Origin of the sequence: Pseudomonas sp. USHLN015, assembly GCF_037153275.1 — a bacterium.
Lineage (GTDB): Bacteria > Pseudomonadota > Gammaproteobacteria > Pseudomonadales > Pseudomonadaceae > Metapseudomonas > Metapseudomonas tohonis.
This window is the reverse complement of the sequence record NZ_JBBCKP010000009.1, coordinates 133,166-155,674: the sequence shown is the minus strand read 5'-3', so window position 1 is coordinate 155,674 and position 22,509 is coordinate 133,166. Positions and strand designations below refer to the sequence as shown.

Genomic DNA, 22,509 nt, shown 5'->3' with positions numbered 1-22,509 from the left:
GATTGCGCGGCGAAACCGTACCGGTGCGGCCCCGGCGGCACGGGATGCGCATGATTACGCCTCGCCTCTGCCAGGGCCGGTCAGGCGGCCGATGCTGGCGATCCTTGCAGCAGATACACCGTCAATCCGACCAGCGCACAGGCCAGCAGCACCTGGATGACGCCGCGCTTGAAATGGAACAGGGCGACGGCGGCGGCCAGCGCGATCAGCGCCGAGGGCCAGTCGAAATGCCCCGCGAAACCCTGCGGCCACAGCACGTGATAACCGAAGAACAGCGCCAGGTTGAGGATCACCCCGACCACGGCGGCCGTGATGGCCGTGAGGGGCGCCGTGAACTTCAGCTCGTTGTGAGTCGATTCCACCAGGGGCCCACCCGCGAGAATGAACAGGAAGGAGGGCAGGAAGGTGAACCAGGTGACCAGGCTGGCGGCGACCGCACCGGCGAGGAAGGCATGCTCGGCGCCGAACACCTGCTGCACGTAGCCCCCCACGAAGCCGACGAACGCCACCACCATTATCAGGGGGCCTGGCGTCGTTTCACCCAGGGCCAGGCCATCGATCATCTGCGTGGGGGTGAGCCAGCCGTAATGGCCGACCGCGCCCTGGTAGACATAGGGCAGCACGGCATAGGCGCCGCCAAAGGTCAGCAGCGCCGCCTTGGTGAAGAACCAGCCCATTTGCGTCAGCGTGCCGTCCCAGCCGAACAGCGCAGTCAGCAGCCCCATGGGCAACACCCACAGCGCCGCACCTGTCGCCGCCAGCGAGGCCAGGCGTGACCAGCGGAAGCGCGCATGCTCCGGCGTTGGGGTGTCGTCATCGATCAGCGCCGGCCCGCTAGACTGCCGGGCCGCTCCGTGGCCACCGCCGACGCTGAAGATCCCCGGGGCGAGGCGCCCACCGAAGTAGCCGATGACGGCGGCCCCCAGCACGATCAGCGGGAACGGCAGGCTGAGGGCGAATATCGCCACGAACGAGGCGGCTGCTATCGCCCACAGCCAGTTGTTCTTCAGTGCGCGGGAGCCGATGCGGTGAGCGGCCTGGACCACGATCGCGGTGACGGCGGGCTTGATCCCGTAGAACAGCCCGGCCACCACCGGAACGTCGCCGAAGGCGATGTAGACCCACGAGAGCGCGATCAGGATGAACAGCGAGGGCAGCACGAAGAGCGACCCCGCGATCACACCGCCCCAGGTGCGGTGCATCAGCCAGCCGATGTAGGTCGCCAACTGCTGGGCTTCCGGGCCGGGCAGCACCATGCAGTAGTTCAAGGCATGCAGGAAGCGGCCCTCGGAGATCCACCGCCGGCGCTCCACCAGCTCCTGGTGCATGATCGAAATCTGCCCGGCGGGGCCACCGAAGCTGATGAAACCGAGCTTGAGCCAGAACAGGAAGGCCTGGAGCAGGCTGACGGGCTCGGTGCGGGGTAGATCCTGTACTGCCGGGGGCAGGGTGGTCTCATCCATTGGCGCTCTCGTTTTTTGCAGGTGCCAGCAGCCGAGCGAACGTGCAGGCAGCTGTCAGCAGATGATCGTCATCGGGAACGGTTCGTGCAGCCCCGGCCGCGCACGCGCGCCGCCCGTGCTTCGGTTGCGTGGCATTGGCTTCAGGCAAGGCGATGTGCACGGATAGCCGATTGTCCATACGGGGCTGAATGCGCAGTGGGGGGGTGAACTCTACGCTAATACTGTTTCAGGAAGTCGTGTGAAGAGTGCAATCGCATCGATCGCCTGGTTGCGTTGAGGTCGACGGTGCTCCGCCGAAAACCGCATCCCTCCGCTACGGCATGGCAGCCGAGGTACCACGTGCGGCGTGTGGCGACCAATTCGTTGGGGCTGGGGCAACTGCGTTGCCTTTGGCGACTGAAGTCACCCCTACACGAAGCGCCGTGCGGCCGTTGGACATGACCGCTGCGTAGGGTGGAGGTCGCTTCTTACCTCCACCAGCGGTGCCGTGCCGGGCTGCGAAGGGCGGGTGGAGCGCCGTCCAACTGCATGCAGGGCATTTCGCGACTGAATTCGCTCCTACAAGAAGGCGCGGCGCTTTTCATGGCGCACGTCCCGCTCATTAATGACCCCGGCCCGCCCTGGATCAGAAGCGCTCGTCCACCATGCGGAAGGGGTAGGGCACGGGCTTGTAGCGGCCGATCTTGCCGCGCTTGGGCAGCTCGACCTTCTGCTCCCTGGTGATGTCCTGGTAGGGCACTTGCGCCAGCAGGTGGCTGATGATGTTCAGGCGCACGCGCCGCTTGTCTTCGGAGCGCGCCATGTACCAGGGCGCCCAGGAGGAGTCGGTGGCGGCGAACATCTCGTCACGGGCGCGGGTGTAGTCGTCCCAGCGGCGGAAGGACTTGATGTCCATGGGCGAGAGCTTCCAGATCTTGCGGCCATCGTGGATGCGCTCCTCCAGGCGCTGTTGCTGCTCCTCGGCGCTGACTTCCAGCCAGTACTTGATGAGGAGGATGCCGGACTCGACGATCATCCTCTCGAACAGCGGCACCACGGAGAGGAACTTGACGGCCTGCTCCTCGGTGCAGAAGCCCATGACCCGCTCGACGCCGGCGCGGTTGTACCAGCTGCGGTCGAAGATCACCACTTCACCGGCCGCGGGCATGTGGTGCAGGTAGCGCTGGCCGTACATCTGGGTCTTCTCGCGCTCGGAGGGTGCCGGCAGCGCCACCACGCGGAACACCCGTGGGCTGACCCGCTCGGTGATCGCCTTGATGGTGCCGCCCTTGCCGGCGCCATCACGGCCTTCGAAGATCACGCAGACCTTCAGCCCCTTGGCCACCACCCACTGCTGCAGCTTGACCAGCTCGATGTGCAGGCGCTTCAGTTTCTTCTCGTAGACCTTGCGCTCCAGCTTCTCGGCAGCCTGCTGTTTCTTCCTGGCCATGTCCCGTGCTCCATCAGTGGAAGGGGAAGATGTAGTTCATCCACGCGGCCATGCGCAGGAGGATCTTGCGCATGATGGCGACGTGGTGGAAATGCTCGGAGTACAGCGCCGCCTGCCCGTAGGCGCCCCCCGGCATCAGGCTGCGGTACTGCTCGAAGTCGGGGTCGGTCACCTCCAGCACCACCGGCACGCGGCCCGCCGGGGGCGAGCCGGTGAAGCCGATCAGGTTGCCGCTGGGCTGCACCTGCCCTTCGGCGATCACCGGCATGACCATCTTCACGCGCGCCTCGAAGACCTCGCCGGGGATGCCGTCGAAGGCGATTTCCGCCTCGTCGCCCAGGCTCAGGCGCAGCTGGCTGTTCTGCCGCATCCAGGCTATGTAGGCGTGGTCCTCCAGGGGGACGAAGACCATGGCCGGGCGCAGCGGCATCTTCACCGCATAGATGCCCGGGCGAAGCGACACCTGGGTGACGTAGCCCTTGCTCGGCGCGCGCACGGTGGTGTTGTCCAGTTCGAACTGGGCGATGTTGAGCTGGGCCTGCAGGTCGTCCACGCGCGCCCGGGTGGTGTCGACGTCGCGCAGGTTGCCGACATTGCGCCGTGCCAGTTCGCTGGCGCGGAACTGGTCGGCCTTGGCCGAGACGAGCTGCGCCTTGAGCGACCTGACCCGGTACTCGAAGGGCGTCGGGTCGATGCGGAACAGCACGTCGCCCTTCTCCAGGATGCGGTTGCCCTGCACCGGCACCTCGATCACCTGGCCGCTCACGGCGGGCACGATCGGGGTGCTGACGAAGTAGCTGCGCGAGACTTCGGAGTAAGGGTGGTTGTAGTTCATCAGGAAGATCAGCGCACCGATGAGGACGATGCCGCCCAGCACCGCCGTCGGCACGGTCCACTTGTTCAGCGGGATGCGGAACAGCTTGAAAATCGCCACGCAGATCGCGGCGTAGGTGAGGATGAGCAACAGGTCCATGGCTCAGCCTTCCTGCCGTGGCAGTTCCACGAGTGTGTCGGGTGTCGGAGCAGGAGGCGTTTCCAGTGCTGCGAGGCGCAGCTTCAGTTCGCCCAGTTCATGTTCCAGCTCCTGTAGGCGCCTGTCATCGATGGGCGCCGCTTTCGTGGTGGCGAAGCCCCAGCCGCGGTCTTCGCGGTAAAGCGTTGCCCAGATCCACAGGAACGGCCAGATGGCGTGGAGGGTGAACAGGCTGATCCAGCCTGCGACATGGATGGCATCCTGTTGTGGATGCTTGCGGTGTACCGCGATTTCGTAGGGGATGTCGTGAATCGCGATGACACCGTAGAACAGCACGATACCCACGAAAATGAGCATCCCCAGCGCGACGTAGTCGAGCATGCCGGCCTCCTTGGCACGTATGTGCAACAAGGACGCTAGCAGGCAAAACGGAGCGGCGCTTGGCCCGTATGTCGCCTCGGGCGTTGGTGCTCATGGCGGGGGTCGAGGCCTTGCCGCGCGGCGATTTCCACCCCTGTAGGATGGCGTAGAGCGAAGCGAAACCCATGCTGTGGGCGTTCCAGGCGTTCCATGCCTTGCCTGAAAAACCGAGCGGCGGTGCGCGCGGCACACCCTACAAGAGCCCAACCCCTGGCACCGTAGTCCGGGCTTCAGCCCGGGGATGGCACGGAGTTGTTCCCGGACTGAAGTCCAAGCTACGGACGTGCTTTCGTAGGATGGCGTAGAGCGAAGCGAAACCCATGCTGTGGGCGTTCCAGGTGGCCTGGAATACCGCGCGGCGGCACACCCTACATGAGCGCAGTCTTCGGCACCGCAGCCCGGGCTACCGACGGGTCATTCCAGATGCTCGGGGTTCACCGGGTCGCCGGATTTCATGTTCAGTTGCGCGCGCACGTCCTCGAACATGGCGTCGTAGTGCTTGTGCATGGAGCCGATGCCGCTCATGGCCTTGGGTATGCCGTATTTCTCGGCGATCTTGGTCACGTTGCTGGCGAAGTTGTAGGCCAGGTCCTTGGGCAGGAAGAAGGTCTCCTTCAGGTCCTTGCCCATGATGCTGCCGTGCAGGGTGAAGAGCATGCCCTTGCCTTCCTTCGGGTCCTGGGAGACTTCGTAGTCGATGCACAGGTTGTAGCTGACGTCGTGCTCGTTCAGCGCGTGACGCTCGATGTGCAGGTGGCCGGGTTCGAATGTCGCCATGACGTTTCTCCTTCCTCAATCGCGTGGAATCGCTGAGCCAGCGCCAAGAATAGAACAGACTCGCCAGGGCCTGGAACCGGCTTCTGCCTGCCCTTGCCAGGGTCTTCTACGGGCACTGCCCCTGGTCGCTGCCGGCCGTCCGGACGATGGCTTCGGCCAGGCGCTCGATGTTCTTCTGGTGGGCGATGACGAGGGCGTCGATGCTGGCGCCGGCAGGCGTCTGCAGGGTGCTGCGGCAGCTCAACAGGGCCTTGTCGCCGGCGTCGGTGGGGCGTAGCCGCCAGCGCACGTCGAGCAGCGCGTAGCGGCCGGGCACGGAGTCGAAGCGCTGCACGTCCAGGCGCACCGAGGCCCGACGCGGCAGGCTGCTGTTGGCGAGCTGGTTCTCCAGGGCGCTGCTCAGCTCGTCCACCAGGCTCGCCCCCCACCATTCGGTCTCCAGGATCACCAGGCCACTGTCGCCCTGGCGGATGACGATCTGCGGGCGGTCCACCTGCGGTGGCACGCTGATGCCTTCGATCTGGATGTCCGCCCCTGCCGGCCGGCCATCGCCGGCCTGGAGCGGTGTCAGGGTGTGAAAGTTGATCGGGTCGCTGCGGCAGGCGGCGAGTAGCAGCAGGGCGGCGCTGAGCACGAGCTTGATCGGGACGGCCATGGGTGTCACTCCTGTGTTCATTGGCCCGGCGGTGCCACCAGGCCACCGGGGGTGGCGTTCTCGGGCCGCCCGCGGATCAGCGATTCCGGATGCCGTCCCAGGTAGTCGGAGAGTTCGCGCAGCGAGCGCGACATGCGCTCCAGCTCGTCGAGGGTCTGCGTCAGTTGCTCGCGCTGCGGCGAGTCCTCGGCGAGCGTGGAGCTGGCCGACTGCAGCGTCTTGCTGACGTCTTCGAGGGTGGTCTGCACGCCGGGCAGCGTCTTGCCGTTGAACTGCGAGAGCACCTTGCGCAGCTCCACCAGGTTGTTGTCGAGGTTGTTGGCGATCCGGTCCACCGGCAGCTTGCTGAGCTTGTCGACCACGGCCTGCAACTGCTCCTGCACCTTCTCGAAGCTGCCGGGGATGGTGGGGATGCTCACGGGGCGGGCGCTGGGGTCGAAGGCCACCTTCGGGGCCTTGGGATAGAAGTCGAGGGAGATGTACAGCTGCCCGGTCAGCAGGTTGCCGGTGCGGGCCTGGGCGCGTAGCCCCTTGTCGATGAAGGTGCCCATGAGGCGGGCGCCGCCGGCCTCGTCGCTGGGGTCGTGCTGCATCGCCTGGAGCAGCTTGATGTGCGCCTGGCCGAGCAACTGCGGGTAGATGACGATGCCGACGTCCACCGGGAAGCTGTGCTTCTGCGCGTCGTAGTCCAGGTTGACCGTGACCACCTTGCCGATCTCGACGCCGAGGAATTCCACCGGGGCACCCACCTTCAGGCCGCGCAGGGACTGGTCGAAGCGCAGGCGCAGGTATTGCGCCTTGCCGCTGGGCGGGGCGAGGGCGGCCTGCTGGTCGTCGAACAGTTCGTAGGCCCTGTTCTCGGCAGCGGGCTGGTCGTTGGGGCTGTATTCGGGGGCGCGGAAGGCGATGCCGCCGACCAGCAGCGACGACAGCGATTCGGTCTTCACCGCGACGCCGTTGGCGCCGAGGTTCACGTCGATGCCGCTGGCGTTCCAGAAGCGCGTGTTCTCGGTGACGAACCGATCGTTGGGCGCATGCACGAACACTTCGATGCTCACTCCCTTGCCGTCTTCGTCGAGGTTGTAGGCCACCACCTGGCCGACGGGGATCTTGCGGAAGTACAGGGGCGAGCCGATGTCCAGCGAGCCCAGGTCCGGGGCGTGCAGGGTGAAGCGCCGGCCGGGTTCGCCATAGGTGATCGGCGGCGGGTTCTCCAGGCCGACGAAGGATTTGGCGCGGCGGGTGGCCTGGCCGGTGTCGGCGCCGATGTAGTCGCCGGAGAGCAGGGTGTCGATGCCCGATACGCCGCCCGCGCCGATGCGTGGCCGCACCACCCAGAACTGCGAGTCCTCGCGGGTGAAGCTTTCCGCTTCCTTGGCCAGTTCGAGGGTGGCGTCGACGCTTTTCTGGTCCTTGCTCAGCGCCACTTCGGAGACGTGGCCGATCACCACGTTGCGGTACTTGACCTCTGTCTTGTTGGCCGTGAGGCCGCTGCCGGTCTTGAAGGTGACGGTGATGGTCGGGCCGCGCTGCATCCAGCTGTGCACCACCAGCGACAGGCCCACCAGCACCGCGACCATGGGCACGATCCAGACCAGTGAAACACTGAAGCGGCGGGTCTTCACCAGGGGGCGGCCGGGGCCTGCATCACGGGTTTCCGCGCTCATCCCTGACCTCCTCGTCATCGGGCGTATCCCAGATCAGCCGGGGGTCGAAGCTCATCGCGGCGAGCATCGTGAACACCACCACCAGGCCGAAGAAAAGAATCCCCGCGCGCGGTTCGATCTCGCCCAGGGACTGGAACTTCACCAGCGCCGCCACCAGGGCGACCACGATCACGTCGAGCATCGACCAGTAGCCGATCAGTTCGACGAAGCGGTACAGGCCGGAGCGCTCCCGGCGCGCCCAGGAGGAGCGGCGCTGGACGGTGACCAGCAGCAGCGTGAGCACCACGAACTTGAGCCCCGGCACCGCGATGCTGGCGATGAAGATGATCAGGGCGATGTCCCAGGCGCCGTGCTGCCAGAACTCCAGCACGCCGCTCATGATGGTGCTGTCGGAGCCGTTGCCGAACAGGCTGGTGTTCATCACCGGGAGCAGGTTGGCGGGGACGTAGAACACCAGCGAGGCGAGCAGGAATGCCCAGGTGCGGCCCAGGGAATTGGTCTTGCGCGCATGCAGTAGCGCACCGCAGCGCTCGCACCGGTGCGCGTGGTGGCTGATGTCGCAGGCCTTGCCGCAGCTGTGGCAGAGGCACAGGGCGAGCTCGCTGGCCAGCGGCGGCGTGCTCATGGCAGCCCCCAGAGTTCGCGCACGTCGCGCCCGGCGATGCGGATCAGCAGCAGGGCGAGCACGGCCAGGGCGAACAGGCCGGTGTGGGGGATGACCTCGAGCATGCCGGCCAGCTTGAACACCGCCACCAGCGCGCCCAGCAGGCAGACCTCGAGCATGCTCCAGGGGCGCAGGGATTCCAGCCAGCGCATGCACAGGCAAAAGCCCGGCGCGCGGCGCTGGCGCAAGCCGAAGGCGAGCACCCAGCACAGCAGCAGCAACTGGAAAAGCGGCGCGATGATGATGGAGATGGCCGCCACCAGGGCGATGAAGGTGATGGGCCCCAGGCTCAGTGCCAGCACCGAATCCCACAGCGTGGCGCTGCTCTTGAGGCCCTTCAGGCTGATGCTCATGACCGGGTAGAAGTTGGCGAACACCCAGAGCACCAGGGCGGTGAGGCTCAGCGCCAGGCGCTGCTCGATGCTCAGGCCGTTGTAGCGCTGCAGCACGCCGCCGCACCGCGAGCAGTGCGCCGTCTGGTGCCGGGCCAGCGTGAGCTTCTCGAACACGCAGTCGCAGTGCTCGCAGATGATCAACTCGTCGCGATTCGCCATACGCCTCTCTATCGAGTACCGAAGCCGTGCTGCTCGCGTCCTGGGGGAGTACGAACAGCGTCAAAGCAAAACGACACCGACAGAAGTGTGGATCAAGGAATCCCGAATGCGAGCGCGAGGGTGCAGAAAGCCGCGGGCCCCGAAATCGGTGCCTCAGCGGATGCGTGCTTCGAAGTGGGCGTCGTAGTCGCCTGTGAAGGGCATCTCCAGCGGCGCCTGCCCGTCGATGCCGGCCAGCCGTTGACGCCAGTCGCCGAGAATGGCGCCGCGCGCCGCATCGTCCAGGTAGGGCACGTGGTAGGCGAAGAAGGGAGCCAGCACATCGAAGCCGGTGTAGCCCAGGGTGCCCTTGAGCAGCGGGCGGAAGAGCTCGCGCAGATCGTCGTGGATGCCTTCGGCGGAGAACATCCGCTCGCGCCCGCCCAGGGTGGCGCAGACCAGCGCTCGCTTGCCGCGCATGCCGCCCTGGTCGAAGATCCGCCGCCCGCCGTAGAACAGGCCGGAGACGAACACGCGGTCGATCCAGCCCTTGAGGAGGGCGGGCATGGAATACCAGTAGACCGGGAAGCTGAGGATCAGCAGGTCGCAGCGGCGGACCTTGTCGATCTCCGCCTGGATGTCCGGTTGCAGAAGGCCGTGCTTCACCGCGTTGCGCTGTTCCAGGGCATAGACCAGGTAGTTGGCATCGGCCCGTTCGATGAAGTCCCGCTCGCTCGCCACCGGGTCGAAGCCCATGGCATGGAGGTCGGAGACTTCCACGCTGGCGCCGAGGCCACGGAAGTGCTCGGCCGCCGCCTGGCAGAGCGCCGAGCAGAAGGACGCGGGTTCGGGATGGGCGTGCACGATCAGGACGTTCATAAGGCACCTCGGTTGGACTGGGCGCCAGGGTAGGGGGCCGGGCGCCGCTGTCACAGAGGCAAAAATGACGCTGGATATGCAGATGCCGACAAGGGGTACCGGTCAGTCGAAACGGAATTTGCGCCGATAGGCCGCCGGCGTCAGGCCGATGCGCTCGCGGAACAGGCGCACGAACGAGCTGCCGTCCTGGTAGCCCACGGCCTGGGCGATGTCTTCCACGCGCTGGTTGCCGGTTTCCAGCAGCGCCCTGGCGGCCTCGATGCGCAGGTTCTGCAGGTAGGCCAGGGGCGTCGTCTCCACGGCCTGCTGGAAGCGCCGAATCAACGTGCGCTCGCTCACCGCCAGGCGTCGCGCCAGGTCCGCCAGGCGGATGGGCTCGGCCAGGTGCCGCTCCAGGTGGTCCTGGGCCTGGCGCACCAGCGCGTCCTCGTGGGAGCGGTGCGCGAGAAGCGGCAGGAAGGGGGTCTGCAGTGTCTGGCTGACATCGATCAGCAGGCTCTTGGCGCAGCGCGCTGCCAGGGCCGCCCCGGAGTGGCGCTCGACGGTCTGGATCGACTGCAGGTGGTAGGACGACAGCGCCCCGGCGCAGAACAGCCGGTCGGCCTGGGTGAGGATGGGCGACATCTGCAGGTCCACCGCCGGGAACCAGGAGCGGAACTGCTCCTCCAGCCACCAGGTGGTGGTCGCGACCCGGCCATCGAGCAGGCCGGTGTCGGCCAGCAGGAAGGTGCCGGTGCAGGTGGCGATCAGCTCGGCGCCCATCTCCCACTGGCGCACCAGCCACTGCGGGCGTTGCCGGTCGAGCAGGGCGCGGAAGCCGTGGTAGCCCGGGTAGTGGCAGGCGGGGATGTAGACGATGTCGAAACGCTCGTCCGCCTCGGCCCGCCGTGACTTCAGCGGCAACCCGTTGCTCGCCGTGACCTGCCGCGCAGCGGAGATGAACGACCAGCTGTACTGCTCCGCCGAGCCCTGTGCGGCGAGGTGTGCATTGGCCACCTGCATGACATCGGCGAAACCGCTGACGCTGGAGGCGTAGCACTGGTCGTAGAGGTAGATGGCCGCAACGGGCATGTTGGCGTTATCCGCATGGAAGGAGCGTCTTTTTACACCTGCGTGGGGGCGCACGCAAAAGCTCCGGCCCATCCCATCTCACCAGTGCGGCCCGCCGAGCCACTGCGCGGGTGTGCTCTCCGTAGGATGGGTAGAGCTGTGCGAAACCCATGCTGTGCCGTGCCACGGTGGAACCGCGCAGGGTGGACGGGTGAAGCGTTGTCCACCCTACATGGGCGGCATGCGCGAAGGTGGGCGAAGGGGCCTGCGGTGGTCGGCTGGGAGTAATCGCGAATGAATTCGCTCCCACAAGAGCGCTGGAACGGCGCGTGGATATTGATGTGACGGGGCCGAGATATCGCTGTGTTGGGCCTCGCTGCGCTCGGCGCCAACCTACGGATCCGTGCCGCCCTGCGCGTGGAGCCGATCGACTGTAGGGCGGGTGCAACCCGCGTGGATGGCGCGCAAGCGCCCCATTGGTTTTCCGCGAATCCGGATATTTACTCGTGCGCCCGGCATCGACATAGTGGCCTGCCGCTTCGAGGAAGGGCCGGTCTGTTTCCACCCATCTCAATGTCTAAGGACTGGCGCATGAATACCCGTATCGACGTGACGACGACCCCGAGCGAGGAGGACCGCGCGGCCATCCTCGTGCCCCTGCGGGCCCAAAACCGGGCCAAGGCCGGTGACCCGCAGCGCGAAACGCTGGCGCTGCTGGTGCGTGACGAGCGGACCGACGAGGTGATCGGCGGGCTCTACGGGGAAATCTTCTACCGCTGGCTGTACATCGAGCTGCTGGCCATCCCCGAGCACGCGCGGGGGCAGGGCACGGGGTCGCAATTGATGGAGATGGCCGAACGCGCGGCTCGCGAGCGTGGCTGCGTCGGCATCTGGCTGGACACCTTCGACTTCCAGGCGCCGGAGTTCTACAAGCGCCACGGCTATACCGCGTTCGGGCAGGTCGAGGACTTCCCGCCAGGGCACCGGCGTTTCTTTTTCCAGAAGCGGTTGGGCTGACGGGCGGGTGCCCTCAGTGTGATGACACGAAGGGCGATGCGCTTCCTGCAGGGCTCGCCGCGATGTCCTCAGTCCGTCGTTACTCCGTGGTTCGCCTGTGCGATCAGGGCCACTCGACCGTTACGGCCTGTGGGTCACCCGGGCGCATGGAGTTGACCTCGGCTTCGGCCAGGGCTTGTGTCGGGTGGCAGAACTCGAAGGCGTTCTGGGTCTTGCCCGAGGGCCCCTTGGCTTCGGCCATGCACACCACGGCACCCGGTGCGCAGAGGCCGGGTTTGAAGGTGAAGGTCCCCCACTTGCCGGGCTGCGCCTGTTTCACCTTTGCGATGTAGCGCTCCAGGGACGGCTGCATGCCGCTGGCGGCTCCCGGGACCAAGGTGACCGGGCTTACGGTGGCGCCGTAGGTGTGCTGGGTGGCGACCACGGCGTGGCAGTACAGGGCGCCGGCCTGCACCGGCTGCGCTACTGCCGCGGCAGGCGCGGCAACGGGGGCCAGGGGCGCGGTTGCCACCTGCGGCGTAGCGGGCCCCACGGTGACGGGAATGACGCTGAATGCGCGGTCGCGCCAGACCATCAGCTTCACTTGCGAGCCGATGGCGACCTTGGAGATTTCCACCCGGACGTCGATCGGGTCGGCCACCGGCTGGCTGTCGACCGCGACCACCACGTCCTGGGGCAACAGGCCCGCTTGCTCGGCGGTGCTGCCCGGCAGGATGCCCAGCACCACTACGCCAGCCGAGGGAGCCGACAGGGCCAGGGCGCGGTGCGGATCGATGGTTTCCAGCTTGGCGCCGATCCTGCCCTGAGGCAGGTTGGAGGTCTTGCAGCCTTTCTCCGCCCATACCTGTCCGGCTGCAGCATTGCGCAGGACGCCGATCTGCCGAACCAGCGGCTCGGGGCTCGCCTGGTACGTCGGCACTTCACCGAGCGCTATCTCGATGTACTCGCACGATTTGGGGCGATACCGATCCGGGGTTTCCCGGGTGACCAGCGCTTGCAGCTCCGTGCCCGGTTGCGCTGGGGACGCGGTGACGTCAGCGGGGGGCACGGCCGAGACGCTGCCGTCGTCGGCGGTCGCCACCGACGAGACCACATAGGTGGTGGCCGCCACGCCGACGGCGGCGTTTACCAGGCTGGGGTCGACATTGGCGGGCATGGGCAGGAGCAGGACGCCGACTGCGGCGGCCTCGCCCAACCCACCATCGGAGGCACAGCCGGCCAGGCCTGCGAAAGACAGCGCGATGGCAAGCCGGCTGGTGGTTTTGAAGGCATTCGCAAGCATGGCGCGTCCCTGTGCTGATGTTCGAGGCGGTGGTGCGGCATCATGGCAAAGTGCCTTTATCTTGTATATCGGGCGCTGCCCAATGGTGCGGCGATTCGCCGATGGGGCTTCGCCAGTGGCCCGCTCGGCCAGCCACGATGGGGCTGCGTGTCTGCGGCGTGACGCTCGATGTTCGCAAGGCGAAGCAGAGCCCTGTGTGCGATGGGCATCGCGGCGGGCAACTGGTCGTCCGGCTGCCTGAAACGACGGACGAGGCTCAGCGCTTCACGCAGACGAACAGGGCGTTGCCGGAGGTGCCGTTCCAGGGGGTGATACGTTCGTAGTCATGCTCGAACAGGTGCACCTCGAACTGCGGCTGCAACAGCGCCTGCAACTCGGCGAAGGTCAGGGCGACCATGGGGTGTTCGTCCTGCCAGCTCTCGGTGACCCCCGCCGTAGTCTTCTCGATGCCGAGGCGCAGTGCCTGGCGGTCGCCTTCCCCCGGGTAATGCCAGCCGGAGCCGAAGGTGAACAGGCTGCCCTCGTGCTCCACGTTGTGGCGCACGAAGGAGCGGTTGTCGATCTGCCCCTTGTCCACCGTGTTGAAGCAGAACACGCCGTCCTCCGCGAGCGCGTCATGGACGCTGGCCAGGCACGCCCGTAGCTGCTGCAGATCCGGGTTGTAGTGGATGGAGTAGAGGAAGCAGGTGATCAGGTCCTGGGGTTCGTCGACCCGGAAGCTGGCCATGTCCTGCCGGCTGAACGCGGCCTCGGGACAGCGCGCCTGGGCGATATCCAGCATCGGCTGGTTGATGTCCAGGCCGGCGCTGCGGTAGCCGAAGTCGAGGAAGTGGCGCACGTGCGGGCCGGTGCCGCAGGCGAGGTCCAGGTGCCTGCGACCCGGGTTGCCGAACAACTGCTGCAGCCGCCGCACGCTGTTGCTTTGTGCGCGGTAGTCGATGTCGGCGCACATCAGGTCGTAGTAGTGGGACAGGTCGGTGTACAGCGCGTTGGAGGACATAGGCGGCCAGAGGAGGTCGAGGGAGTGTCGGCGCGGCATGGTACTTCAGCGGCGCGAATTCCTCTCCTGCAGGATGGCCGAGGCCTGGTTATAGGCGGTCTGGAAGGCGTCGCCTTCCATCCATTCCAGGGCCGTTTCCGGGTCTTCACCGTGGAAGAGGTCCCGGTAGGTCGTCAGCAGCGCCATGAGGAAATTGATCGCCGAGTCCGGCGTCTGCTCCGCCAGCACCCGTTCCAGCACCGGGTACTGGAGGAATACCACGCACATCGCCAGCAGGCTGATGCGCTCGCCGTACCTCATCATCCGGAACAGGTCGTCGTAGTCCGCCGGGTTGAAACCATTCTCTTCGATGTCCTTGAAATCGAAGGTGTCCAGGTCGATCAGCACCCCGTGAAACGGCTCGTTGATCAGCGGGTCGGCCAGCAGAGGATGCAGGGCGGTGGTCCTGGGTTTCCCCGAGCGGGTCTGTTTCGCCTTGGCTTTGGCTCGCTGGGCTCGTTTTCGCTGTTTGTCGGCGGATGCCATGAGTGGACTCCTCATTGGGTGTGACTGTGTTCGTTTGGCGCAATGCTCATCCGGCCCGGGTCGAGCGCCTGGGCTTCATGCCTGTTGGCTGGGGCCTTCAGTGAATCGTGGGGAAGCGCTCCTTCACCAGCATCTCGGCCTGGTAGGCCATCTGGTCGAGCAGGCGGTCGCGTTTGCTCTCGGCCTCGCTCAGGGCCTTCTTGCCGTGCTGCTGAACCAGGTAGGCGTGGATCTGCCGCACTTCTCTGGACTCGAATATCGGCGCGAGGTTCTGTACCGCCACCATGCCGTTGGAGCGATGGGCGCGTGTGTTCAGCAGGACATGCGGCCCCTGCGCGGCCAGCACCCGCAAGCCCATCGCCTCGAAGACCGGCGCCTTGCCGGCCGCGCAGGCCACCTCGACATGGGGGCGTTGCTCGATCATGCGCTGCAGCATGGCCCGGGCGATGCCGTTCCGACGGTGGCTGGCCTGGACGGCCAGATAGGCCAGCGTGGCGGCCTCGGCATCGTCCTGGCTCGGCAGGTACAGGGCGAAGCCGCGAACCTGGGACGGGTCTTCATCGTCCAGGGCCAGGACCAGGCGTGCGGTGCTGGCCAGGGCGGCGTCCATGGCCTGCAGGTAAAGGTGCACCTCGTAGCCGATCACGTACTGGTACAGCTGGTAGAGCGGGTTGCTGGGCGTCAGCGGCACCGGGCTGATGTCGCTGAAGTAGTCCACCACCATCTGCAGCACCTGATTCTTCAGGGATTCGGGCGGCGGTGTGTCCAGGTGTACGAGGGTGAACATGGTGAAGCGGGCTCCGGGCGTGCCCGATCCGGGGAATCGGCGCGGGCGACATTGTAGCGCCGGAGCGCGTGTTCGCCGCCCCTGCCGGAGCGTTTTTCAAGCACATGCATTCGAGCCGGGAGGGGACACGCATCGGGACGACGCCTTCTCATGCGTCGTCGAACTCACTCGCATCGGCCGCTACCTGATCGCGACGGACAAGAACTGCGGCGGCATGAGTGCGACCGTCGGGGGCGAGCAGGCCTTTCTGCTGCAACTCCATGACGGGCAAGTACCGGGCAGGTCTCTACATCTGGATTTCCGCCAACGCTCTTCGTAGCGGTGCGTCGGAAATCTGGATGGGGCCGTGGAAGGGGATATCCATGTCCAATACCAGATAGACCGAGGCCGCGATCAGCATCGCCGAGGTGGTGAACATGCTGACCACCATCGGGTTGCGCGGAGCCCGGTAGCCGAAGCTTGCGTAGATCAGGGTCATCCAGGCGACCAGCATGCCGATCAGGGGCAGGGGCATCGTGCCCTCGGACTGTTCGACGATTCTCCAGCGCTGTTCGACCAGCGAGTGATATTGCTGGCGAAGATCGCTCAGTTGGGTTTCCTGGTATCGGTTGTGGGGCTTGATGGCAGCGAGCGCCACGCCGATCTCGTCCAAAAATTGTGTGGCGGGGCTTGTGCGGTGCTGCAGGGCTTCGTCGCCGCGGTAGGGGTTGGCGATGGCGCGCTCGACATACGCGGCCAGGTGGTTGCGTGTGTTCTGTGCATCATCGCCAAAGTTTTTCAGCGTGCGATCGAAAATGATCAGGCTGGTGGCGTAGCCGTGCATGCTGGCGTCGATGCCCTCGAATGTGTTCTTGGCCGAATTGATCATGAGGCCGAACACCAGTGACGTCATGACGACGAAGATGTTGGCGACCAGCCGCACCACGGTATTGGTGTCCTCGTCGCGGTGCCGGGCCGAGAGCTTGGGGTACAGCTGCATCATCAGCAGAGATGCTGCCAGCAGGCTGGTGAATGTCCCTAGCGCAATCCAGATGGGTTCCATAGGCGTCGCTCTCGTTGTCCGCGCAGGCAGGGGTGGGGGCCAGTACCAAGTTAGCTGCGCGAGCAGCTCGCCGCCGTGCTTTTGCAAAGGTACCGGTCCATTTGGTTCTGGCGACTCCGGTTCCCTTGGAGTTCGCCTTACTCTGCACAGGCTGGTAGCTGCCAGCGTCGGCGGGACGTCGCGCAACGACTAGACTCGGCAGATGGTCATGTCTCTACAGGAGGGGGTCGTATGTCCAGGCTCAACGCATTGCTGTCGGCGCTTCTCGGAGCGGTCCTGATCATCGCGGCACCGGCGATGGCCGATCCGGGAAACGGCAAGGGCAACAAGCATGACAAGGGCGGCCAGCATGGCAGCCAGGGGCACCAGGGCCAGGGTGACGACTGGCGAGGTGGTCCGACGGTCGATGTCGGCGGCGTGCGGATCATCCTCGATGACAGCCGCGGCTACTGGAGCCCGGGCCCCTCGCTGCCACCGGGCATCCAGAAGAACCTGGCGCGGGGCAAGCCGCTTCCGCCCGGGATTGCCAAGAAGCTCGATAGCCGGCTGCTCGACAGGCTTCCCCATTACGAGGGCTACGAGTGGCAGCAGGCCGGTACGGATCTGTTGCTGATCGCCATCGCCACGGGCGTGATCCAGGAAGTGCTGCACGATGTGCTGGACTGACTCGGGTTCCACTACGGCTCGGCGGGCGATTCATAGCGGCGGCGGATGCGCTCCAGCTCGCCCGAGCGCCGCAGCTGCTCCAGCGCGCGGGCCCAGGCGTCGATCAGCGCGTCGTCGCAATCGCGGCTGAAGGCGATGTACAGGGATGAGCGATAGACCTCGACGGGCACCCGGCGCAGGGTGCCCGGCGCGATGCCCAACTGGTGGCTGTAGTAGTTCACGCCCGCATCGGTGTCGCCGATGATCAACTCGGTGCGCCTGGCCAGCAGCATGCGATAGAGCTGCTGGCTCTCGGCTGCGCTCTTGTCGAGGTTGGTGAAGCCGAGAGACTCCAGCACCCTGGGCACCAGGCCGGCGTGCCGGGTGGTGAGGCGCGGTGCGTGCATCAGCTGCTCCAGGGAATTCACCGGGATGGGGGCATCGGACAACTGGTAGGGATGGATGGACTCTTCGACGATAGGCCCGACCCACTTGTACAGCGGTTCGCGGTCAGGCGTGCGGAACATCGAGTACATGATGGTTCTGGGGCGGGTCTGCAGTGTATGGGCGGCGCGCATGCTGGGCACTACCGCGATCTCGAAATCGTCCCCGGTGCGCGCCATGATGGTCCGCACGACCTCCGTGGCCATGCCGGTCAACTGGCCGTTTTCCAGGTAGTTGTAGGGCGCCCATTCTTCCGTGACGACCTGGTATTGCCCGGCCCTGGCCGTGGTGCCGAGCAACAGGCAGAGCAGCGCTGCAGTAAGGACCGACTTCACATGTTCTGCCTGGTGGACTGGGGGCTGTTCGAGGGATGGAACTGGCGGCGAGCATAGCCGCAGGATCGCCCCGGATGCACCGGAAAACGTCGAGAAACGCTGCTCGTGCCGCCTGGGACGGTATGGCACGGCCAGAGACGAGCTACTCCAGGTGCTCGGGCTTCACTGGTTCACCGTATTGTGCGTTCAGTTGCTCCCGTACATCCGCGAACATCGCATCGTAGTGCTTGTGCATCGAGCCGATGCTGCTCATGGCCTTGGGAATGCCATATTTTTCGGCGATCTTGGTCACGTTGCTGGCGAAGTTGTAGGCCAGGTCCTTGGGCAGGAAGAAGGTCTCCTTGAGCTCCTTGCCCATGATGCTGCCGTGCAGGGTGAAGAGCATGCCCTTGCCTTCCTTCGGGTCCTGGGAGACTTCGTAGTCGACGCACAGGTTGTAGCTGACGTCGTGCTCGTTCAGGGCGTGGCGCTCGATGTGCAGGCGGCCGGGTTCGAACGTGGCCATGGTGTACTCCTCCTTAAGGTGCCGGGTTGCCGGTTGTGGCCGGGTTTCGCCGGAGCGGGCGGGGCGTTGGTCCTTGAACGCTAGTTTGTCTTCGGGCTTTGTAAAGCGGGCTTCCCGACGGGGCGTGCAGGCGGAGTTGCCTGCCCGTTGGCATTCGCCGGCGAGCGAAACCGTACTTTTTGTGCTTGTTTGAATCACTGGGTGGCGGCCTCGCAATGAGGCCCTTCTGGCAGGGGAGCCACGAACATGTCGCAACCGACACAGAAGCTTCGCTTGAGTGCACTGATCGCCCTGGTCGTGGGGTCGATGATCGGCGGCGGGATCTTTTCCCTGCCGCAGAACATGGCCGAGCGGGCCGATGCCGGCGCGATCCTGATCGGCTGGTCGATCACAGCGGTGGGCATGCTGACGCTGGCCTTCGTGTTCCAGAGCCTCGCCAATCGCAAGCCGGAATTGAACTCCGGCGTCTATGCGTACGCCAAGGCCGGGTTCGGCGACTACATGGGGTTCTCTTCGGCCTGGGGCTACTGGATCAGCGCCTGGCTCGGCAACGTCGGCTACTTCGTCCTGCTGTTCAGCACGCTCGGCTATTTCTTCCCGGTCTTCGGCCAGGGCAATACGCCGATCGCGATCGGTTGTGCCTCGCTTCTGCTGTGGTGCGTACACTTTTTGGTGATGCGCGGTATCAAGGAAGCGGCGTTCATCAACCAACTGACCACCGTGGCCAAGGTGGTACCGCTGGTGATGTTCATCGTCATCGCCGCCGTCGCCTTCAAGGCCGATATCTTCACCCGTGACATCTGGGGCAGCAGCAACCCGAAGTTCGGCAGCGTGATGGAGCAGGTACGCAACATGATGCTGGTGACGGTGTTCGTCTTCATCGGCATCGAGGGGGCCAGCGTGTATTCGGCGAGGGCCGAGAAGCGCGCCGACGTGGGGCGTGCCACCGTCATCGGTTTTCTCGGGGTGCTGGCACTGCTGGTGCTGGTGAACCTGCTGTCGCTCGGCATCATGAGCCAGCCTGAGCTCGCGCAGTTGCAGAATCCCTCGCTGGCGGCGGTGCTGGAGCGCATCGTCGGCCCCTGGGGTGCGTTGCTGATCAGCGTCGGGCTGGCCATCTCCCTGCTCGGGGCCTTGCTGTCGTGGGCGCTGCTCTGCGCGGAGATCCTCTACGCCACGGCCAAGGACCGGACCATGCCGGCATTCCTCAGCCGGGAGAACGCCCAGCACGTGCCGGTCAACGCCCTGTGGCTGACCAATGGGATGATCCAGCTGTTCCTGCTGATCACGCTGTTCTCCGCCGGCACCTACACCAGCCTGATCTACCTCGCGTCATCGATGATCCTGGTGCCGTACCTGTGGTCCGCCGCCTATGCGCTGCTGCTGAGCCAGCGCGGCGAGACCTACGAGGAAGCTGCCGGAGCGCGCGTCCGCGACATGTTCGTCAGCGGCATCGCGCTGAGCTATGCGGTGTGGCTGCTGTACGCCGGCGGCGTGAAGTACCTGCTGCTTTCGGCCCTGCTCTACGCGCCCGGGGTGCTGCTGTTCGCCAAGGCCAAGTACGAGCAGGGCGAACCGCTGTTCACGCCGATCGAGAAGGGCATCTTCGCCTGCGTGATCCTTGGCGCCGGGGCGGCGGCCTATGGCCTGTACAGCGGGTTGCTGACGTTGTGAGGCGAGCGAAGAGATCCAGGACAGGGTGGCGATGAGCGCCAGCTGCGATAGCACGCGGAGTTCGGTGTGATTTGCGCGGCTGCCTCACGGAATTTTCCCGCGCTTTGCCGCACGCTCGCCGTCCATCACCAAGCCGACACTTCACGGAAGAACCCCATGTCATCGCTCTCTCTGAACCTGTACATGAAAACGGACGGCGCCGCCGCGCAGCAAGCCATCCGCACCTTCGTGCGCCACGTGAACGCGCAGGACTACGCGGCGGTGGAGGCGATGGACGTCGAGGAGACGCTCTACGACGTCGACGACATCTTCGCGGCGGCCATCACCCTGCGCGAGAGGGAGGGGCTCTTCCACCTGGAATTCGAGTCGGCCAGCTCCCTGGAGGTCGAGGTGCTGGTGGCGTTCTTCCATTTCCTGGGCGCGACCGAGATCGAGATCAGCGCCTTCGACTCAAGCACCGCGGAAACCTTCTACATGGATGACGCGTGCGAGTACTTCGACGACCATGCCGCGCGGCCCTGGCGCTGGCTGCCTTCGCCGGCCTCCGGCTTCGTCGGCCGGCACGTGGTGGTCACCGGTGCATTCAGGGACTACACCCGGCCGCAACTGGAGGCGCTGATCGCCCAGAAGGGCGGCATCATCCAGAAGTCCGTCAACGGCAAGACCACGCTGCTGGTGATGGGCAGCAAGCCGGGGGTCGACAAGACCGGCAAGGCCGAAGCCCTTGGCGTCAGGACCATGGACGAGGACGAGCTGCTGGATGTGCTGGCAGGTGGCGAGACGCTTTCGGTCGATCCCGAGGCGCCTCCGCCGGAGTCGCAAGGCAGCCCCGTCATCGCCTACCAGTATTGCTTCCCGGACAAGGACGCCCCGGTCGTCTCGCTGCCCGGCGAGGTGCTCGACGACCTGCTCGCCGTGCTGCGTGGGTGCGGCTACCTCAACGAGCACTACTATCAGGCGCAGCTCGAAAGCGCGCGGGAGTGGTATCCGGGCGTGGCCGCGAAGTTCGAGGCGTATCGGCATGCGCGGGACATCCCGGCCGAATTGCGTGGCCCGCTGGACCCGAAGACGGCATGGGACATCTCCCACCTGTTCCGCGACCACAACACGAAGATCACCAGCTACGCGCCTTACCTCTTCGAGGCCGACGAGAAGGGTTATGGGCATGCGCTGGCGCGGATCGCGACCTACTCGGGGCTGCCGCTGGAGGACATCCAGTACCAGAGCAAGCCGGGCACCCAGGGCAGCTTCACACTGAGCTGCCGTTTCGAAGGCAGGCCCTACAGCGCGTCGTTCAAGTTCTCCGAGAACACCTTTCCCAAGCCGTTCCTGCGGCTGCTGCACGACATGGCCTCGGAGAGCGAGGCGTGGGACTTCATCTTCCACACGCGCCCTGGCGAGCCCTCGTACGCGGTGATACCCCGTGCGCTGGCGCAAGGGTTGGCGCGGCACGGCTTTCTCAAGCCCCTGCACACGCGGGCCATCTGAACGAAGGTGTCCGAGCGGTCACCGGGGCAGGCGGCGCCGCTCGTTGCATCCGACAACCCTTCGATCAGGCCTCGTTCGCCATCGCCACCATCGCGGGAATCCTGCTGCGCCGGTTCGCCTCGTTCGCCAGCCGGAGTTCTTCCTCGCTGGCGAAGTCACGGTCCCAGGCCAGCACCTTGGGCGTCATCAGGCGGTGCCACAGCGGCGGGATCATCGCCACCAGGATGGTGGTCAGGTAGCCGCCGATCATCATCGGTGCGTCCGGGAAGGGGCGCAGCTCCTGGTAGGGCACTTCGCCCTGGGCATGGTGATGGGAGTGGCGGGTCAGGTTGAACATGGCCCAGGAGCTGATGCGCCGGTTGGTGTTCCAGGAGTGGCGAGGCTGCACCGGGGTGGCCGGGTTGCGGACCATGCCGTAGTGCTCCATGTAGTTGACGATCTCCAGCAATGCCTTCCCCCACAGCGCGCAGGCCACGAAGAACAGCGCCGCCGGCCAGCCGCCGATGCCGAAGGCGACCGCCACCAGCAGCAGGCTCATGCCATGCCCGCGCAGCACGGCGTTGTGCCAGCCGAACAGGCTCTGCCCCTTGCGGGCGAGTCGGCGCCTTTCGATGCGCCAGGCGCTCAGGTTGCCCTTGAGCGTCGAGGCGAGCACATGGACATAGACGTTGCGCCCACGGGGTGCCGTGGCCGGGTCTTCGGTGGTGGAGACGTAGCGGTGATGGCCATAGACGTGCTCGATGGAGAACACCGTGTCGAAGCTGAAGGCCAGCAGCCAGCGCCCGATCAGCATGGAGACCGGGTCCCAGGTGCGATGGGTGAGTTCATGGGCGGTGATGGTGCCGATCATGCCGATCATCAGCCCGGTGAGCAGCCAGGCGGAGAGGTGGTGGCCGAAGGTGGTGGCGTCGCGGGCGGCGAGCAGGTCATGCCCGCTCAGGCGGCCCAGGGCGGCGCCGAAGCCCAGCGGGTCGCCCTCGCTGACGCTCCAGAGCGCCGTGAAGACGATCAGGCCCAGCAATGGCAGGGCCAGCCAGAGCTGGGCGGTGAGGATGGCAGGGTACTTGAAGCGTGGGGTGCTGGTGTCGTCCCCCGCGAACGCATCGCCGATCAGGTAGAAGGCCAGGACGGCCAGCAGCCCACCGGTCGTCCAGGGGCCGCCGGCGAGCAGCGACAACACGGCGAGCAGCCCGACGAAGTGGAACAGGAAGAATTTGAGGTAGTGCAACGGATTCATGGCGGTTTCTCTTGTTGT

Annotated in this window: 23 protein-coding genes; 4 read left to right on the top strand and 19 right to left on the bottom strand. The window is 65.8% G+C overall.

The window, feature by feature from the left end; genetic code table 11:
- Positions 1–80 precede the first annotated feature (80 nt).
- From chrA to WFQ67_RS19260, 11 genes are all read right to left on the bottom strand, one after another.
- Positions 81–1,463: a chromate efflux transporter gene (chrA, locus tag WFQ67_RS19310; protein ID WP_337057922.1), complete on the bottom strand. Its 1,383-nt coding sequence runs from the start codon at positions 1,461–1,463 to the stop codon at positions 81–83.
- Positions 1,464–2,088: 625 nt separating this feature from the next.
- The gene (gene ppk2, locus WFQ67_RS19305) at positions 2,089–2,892 is read right to left on the bottom strand and encodes a polyphosphate kinase 2 (RefSeq protein ID WP_337057921.1); all 804 of its coding nucleotides are present in this window, start codon (positions 2,890–2,892) and stop codon (positions 2,089–2,091) included.
- A 13-nt stretch (positions 2,893–2,905) separates the two neighbouring features.
- Entirely contained in the window at positions 2,906–3,865 is a 960-nt protein-coding gene (locus WFQ67_RS19300; protein ID WP_337057920.1) for an HlyD family secretion protein, read from the bottom strand.
- Positions 3,866–3,868: 3 nt separating this feature from the next.
- Positions 3,869–4,246 (bottom strand): DUF3302 domain-containing protein, encoded by a 378-nt coding sequence (locus WFQ67_RS19295; RefSeq protein ID WP_213625055.1) that lies wholly within the window; start codon positions 4,244–4,246, stop codon positions 3,869–3,871.
- A gap of 453 nt (positions 4,247–4,699) precedes the next feature.
- The gene (locus WFQ67_RS19290; RefSeq protein WP_213629957.1) at positions 4,700–5,062 is read right to left on the bottom strand and encodes a DUF5064 family protein; all 363 of its coding nucleotides are present in this window, start codon (positions 5,060–5,062) and stop codon (positions 4,700–4,702) included.
- A 106-nt stretch (positions 5,063–5,168) separates the two neighbouring features.
- Positions 5,169–5,717 carry a PqiC family protein gene (locus WFQ67_RS19285; protein WP_337057919.1) on the bottom strand — a complete coding sequence of 183 codons (549 nt, stop codon included), beginning with the start codon at positions 5,715–5,717 and terminating at the stop codon, positions 5,169–5,171.
- A gap of 17 nt (positions 5,718–5,734) precedes the next feature.
- A complete protein-coding gene (locus WFQ67_RS19280; protein ID WP_213629960.1) occupies positions 5,735–7,384 on the bottom strand; it encodes a PqiB family protein in 1,650 nt (549 codons plus the stop codon).
- Complete coding sequence (locus WFQ67_RS19275; protein ID WP_337057918.1) at positions 7,365–8,009, bottom strand: paraquat-inducible protein A; 645 nt, start codon at positions 8,007–8,009, stop codon at positions 7,365–7,367. Before WFQ67_RS19275 ends, WFQ67_RS19280 begins: the two co-directional genes overlap by 20 nt.
- Complete coding sequence (locus WFQ67_RS19270) at positions 8,006–8,602, bottom strand: paraquat-inducible protein A (RefSeq protein ID WP_337057917.1); 597 nt, start codon at positions 8,600–8,602, stop codon at positions 8,006–8,008. Before WFQ67_RS19270 ends, WFQ67_RS19275 begins: the two co-directional genes overlap by 4 nt.
- A 153-nt stretch (positions 8,603–8,755) precedes the next feature.
- On the bottom strand, positions 8,756–9,460 hold the full coding sequence (locus WFQ67_RS19265; RefSeq protein WP_337057916.1) for an NAD(P)H-dependent oxidoreductase: 705 nt from the start codon (positions 9,458–9,460) through the stop codon (positions 8,756–8,758).
- 102 nt (positions 9,461–9,562) lie between these two features.
- Positions 9,563–10,531: a GlxA family transcriptional regulator gene (locus WFQ67_RS19260; RefSeq protein ID WP_337057915.1), complete on the bottom strand. Its 969-nt coding sequence runs from the start codon at positions 10,529–10,531 to the stop codon at positions 9,563–9,565.
- A gap of 570 nt (positions 10,532–11,101) precedes the next feature.
- Between WFQ67_RS19260 and WFQ67_RS19255 the strand changes: the two genes are divergently transcribed.
- A complete protein-coding gene (locus WFQ67_RS19255) occupies positions 11,102–11,527 on the top strand; it encodes a GNAT family N-acetyltransferase (protein WP_337057914.1) in 426 nt (141 codons plus the stop codon).
- Positions 11,528–11,630: 103 nt separating this feature from the next.
- Here WFQ67_RS19255 and WFQ67_RS19250 read toward each other — a convergent pair whose 3' ends face one another.
- The 5 genes from WFQ67_RS19250 to WFQ67_RS19230 form a co-directional block, all read right to left on the bottom strand.
- On the bottom strand, positions 11,631–12,809 hold the full coding sequence (locus tag WFQ67_RS19250; RefSeq protein WP_337057913.1) for a PDZ domain-containing protein: 1,179 nt from the start codon (positions 12,807–12,809) through the stop codon (positions 11,631–11,633).
- A gap of 256 nt (positions 12,810–13,065) precedes the next feature.
- Entirely contained in the window at positions 13,066–13,809 is a 744-nt protein-coding gene (locus WFQ67_RS19245) for a class I SAM-dependent DNA methyltransferase (RefSeq protein ID WP_213630550.1), read from the bottom strand.
- Between the two features lie 45 nt (positions 13,810–13,854).
- Positions 13,855–14,334, bottom strand: a complete 480-nt coding sequence (locus WFQ67_RS19240; RefSeq protein WP_213629974.1) for a hypothetical protein — start codon at positions 14,332–14,334, stop codon at positions 13,855–13,857.
- A 97-nt stretch (positions 14,335–14,431) separates the two neighbouring features.
- Positions 14,432–15,121 (bottom strand): GNAT family N-acetyltransferase, encoded by a 690-nt coding sequence (locus tag WFQ67_RS19235; RefSeq protein WP_337057912.1) that lies wholly within the window; start codon positions 15,119–15,121, stop codon positions 14,432–14,434.
- Between the two features lie 286 nt (positions 15,122–15,407).
- The gene (locus WFQ67_RS19230) at positions 15,408–16,163 is read right to left on the bottom strand and encodes a bestrophin-like domain (protein WP_337057911.1); all 756 of its coding nucleotides are present in this window, start codon (positions 16,161–16,163) and stop codon (positions 15,408–15,410) included.
- A gap of 231 nt (positions 16,164–16,394) precedes the next feature.
- Between WFQ67_RS19230 and WFQ67_RS19225 the strand changes: the two genes are divergently transcribed.
- Positions 16,395–16,829: an anti-virulence regulator CigR family protein gene (locus WFQ67_RS19225; protein ID WP_213629980.1), complete on the top strand. Its 435-nt coding sequence runs from the start codon at positions 16,395–16,397 to the stop codon at positions 16,827–16,829.
- A gap of 11 nt (positions 16,830–16,840) precedes the next feature.
- On the opposite strand, the gene WFQ67_RS19220 is transcribed toward WFQ67_RS19225, so the two are convergent.
- Together WFQ67_RS19220 and WFQ67_RS19215 are read right to left on the bottom strand one after the other, a co-directional pair.
- Positions 16,841–17,587, bottom strand: coding sequence for a substrate-binding periplasmic protein (locus tag WFQ67_RS19220; protein ID WP_213629982.1), 747 nt, complete (start codon positions 17,585–17,587; stop codon positions 16,841–16,843).
- A gap of 142 nt (positions 17,588–17,729) precedes the next feature.
- The gene (locus WFQ67_RS19215; RefSeq protein WP_213629983.1) at positions 17,730–18,092 is read right to left on the bottom strand and encodes a DUF5064 family protein; all 363 of its coding nucleotides are present in this window, start codon (positions 18,090–18,092) and stop codon (positions 17,730–17,732) included.
- 246 nt (positions 18,093–18,338) lie between these two features.
- On the opposite strand from WFQ67_RS19215, the gene arcD reads away from it, so the two are divergent.
- Positions 18,339–19,766: an arginine-ornithine antiporter gene (arcD, locus tag WFQ67_RS19210; protein WP_337057910.1), complete on the top strand. Its 1,428-nt coding sequence runs from the start codon at positions 18,339–18,341 to the stop codon at positions 19,764–19,766.
- Positions 19,767–19,922: 156 nt separating this feature from the next.
- Positions 19,923–21,254, top strand: coding sequence for a BRCT domain-containing protein (locus WFQ67_RS19205; RefSeq protein WP_337057909.1), 1,332 nt, complete (start codon positions 19,923–19,925; stop codon positions 21,252–21,254).
- 64 nt (positions 21,255–21,318) lie between these two features.
- Here WFQ67_RS19205 and WFQ67_RS19200 read toward each other — a convergent pair whose 3' ends face one another.
- Positions 21,319–22,491: an alkane 1-monooxygenase gene (locus tag WFQ67_RS19200; protein WP_337057908.1), complete on the bottom strand. Its 1,173-nt coding sequence runs from the start codon at positions 22,489–22,491 to the stop codon at positions 21,319–21,321.
- Positions 22,492–22,509 lie beyond the last annotated feature (18 nt).